Source organism: Arthrobacter sp. Hiyo1 (genome assembly GCF_001263615.2).
Classification (GTDB): Bacteria; Actinomycetota; Actinomycetes; order Actinomycetales; family Micrococcaceae; genus Arthrobacter.
Map to the genome: position 1 here is coordinate 91,762 of NZ_DF952468.1, position 1,865 is coordinate 93,626.

The 1,865-nt window shown below is 66.7% G+C and carries 2 protein-coding genes and 1 pseudogene; all 3 read left to right on the forward strand.

The features are described 5' to 3' along the window. Positions 1-433: pseudogene (locus AHiyo1_RS00360) on the forward strand (ABC transporter ATP-binding protein); the annotation flags it as partial. Beyond that, complete coding sequence (locus AHiyo1_RS00365; protein ID WP_084784265.1) at positions 423-1,373, forward strand: ABC transporter permease; 951 nt, start codon at positions 423-425, stop codon at positions 1,371-1,373. The pseudogene AHiyo1_RS00360 and the gene AHiyo1_RS00365, both read left to right, overlap by 11 nt. 66 nt (positions 1,374-1,439) lie before the next feature. Further along, positions 1,440-1,865, forward strand: a 426-nt coding sequence (locus tag AHiyo1_RS00370; protein WP_148667414.1) for an LLM class flavin-dependent oxidoreductase, incomplete at its 3' end; no start/stop codon positions are given.

Genomic DNA, 1,865 nt, shown 5'->3' on the forward strand with positions numbered 1-1,865 from the left:
CGTCGCGTGCTGCCCGTGCGGGCGAGTTGTTGGACCTCGTCCATTTGGGTGGCGCGGGGGACAACGCCCGCACGAACTCTCCGGCGGCATGCGGCAACGCGTCGCACTCGCCCGCGCCTTGGCCCAGGACCGGCAGTTGTTGCTCATGGACGAACCGTTCGCTGCCCTCGACGCCATCACGCGCGACCTTCTGCACGATGAGCTTGAGCGGATCTGGAAGGAAACGGGCCGCACCATCGTGTTCGTGACGCACAACGTGCGCGAAGCCGTCAGGCTCGGCCAGCGGGTCCTGCTGCTGTCCTCCCGTCCGGGGCGGGTCGTGGCCGAGTGGAACGTCACCGAGGAACACCGGACCGACGCCGGCCGTGCCGGGGAACTGACTGGAACCATTACCCGCCGCCTGCGCGAGGAGATCCGCCGCCATGCCAATTGAACAAGAGACCCGGCTTGCCGAAGGAGACACCGCCGAGCAAGCTCCACAGTCCCGCCACATCACCTCGCCGTCCCTGAAGGGAAACCCGGACGAACTCCGTGACCTCGAGGCCGGACTGGACAAGCTGCAGTCGGATGCCCACCGCAAGGCGCGCATCGACTGGACCCGGATCATCCTCCCGATTGCTGCACTTCTGGTCCTCATCCTGGCGTGGCAGTTCTATGTCTCCCTCGGTTTCAAGCGCCGCGACCAGGTTCCCGGACCGCTCGACGTCCTGAGCCAGTTCGGTTCCCTCTGGGCCGAAGGCAAAGCCCAGGAAGCCGTCTGGACCTCCCTTCAGCGCGGCGTGATCGGCTTCCTCATCAGCGTCGCCGTCGCCACCCCGGTGGGCCTGCTCCTCGCACAGGTGCAGCCGCTGCGCCGCGCCTTCGGACCCCTCATTTCAGGGCTCCAGGTCCTCCCGTCGGTGGCGTGGGTTCCAGCGGCAATCATTTGGTTCGGGCTCTCGGACGGCACCGTGTACTTCGTCGTCCTGATGGGTGCCATCCCGTCCATCATCAACGGGCTGATTTCCGGCGTGGACCAGATCCCGCCGCAATACCGGAGCGTCGGCAAGGTCCTCGGGGCCTCGCGACTTCAGATGGCCCTGCAGATCGTCCTGCCGGCGGCCCTCCCCGGGTACCTCGGCGGACTCAAGCAGGGCTGGGCTTTCTCCTGGCGCTCCCTCATGGCCGCCGAAATCATCGCGGTGGGCGGCACCATCGGCTTCGGGCTCGGTTCGCTCCTGGACCAGGGCCGCACCTTGTCCGATATGGCCACGGTCATGTCCGCGATCCTGGCAATCCTGTTTGTGGGCATCCTGATCGAGCTTGTCGTGTTCGCGCCGATTGAGCGCCGCCTCCTGCTGCGCCGCGGCCTGCTCGCGGGCAGCACGCGCTAACTCACGGGGAGCACGCGCTAACACGCGCTAAGGAATTCCCCGGCTTGTCCCGTGGTTGACGCGGGCATGAAACGAATCGGTTTTCTTTCCTTCGGCCATTGGGGTCCAGTCCAAGGCTCGCGCACTCCATCGGCCGGCGACGCCTTGCTCCAAGGAATCGACCTAGCGGTTGCGGCGGAGGAACTCGGCATCAACGGCGCCTTCTTCCGGGTGCACCACTTTGCGCGCCAGCAGGCCTCGCCGTTCCCCTTGTTGGCGGCCATCGCGGCCCGAACCAGCCGGATCGAGATGGGCACGGGCGTGATCGACATGCGCTACGAAAACCCGCTGTACATGGCAGAAGAAGCCGCGGCCACGGACCTCATCAGCCAAGGCAGGCTCCAATTGGGCATCAGCCGTGGTTCGCCCGAGCCGGCCCTGCACGGCGCCCGGTACTTTGGCTATGCGCCTGCCGAGGGTGAGGACGACTCCGCGATGGCCCGCCGCCACACC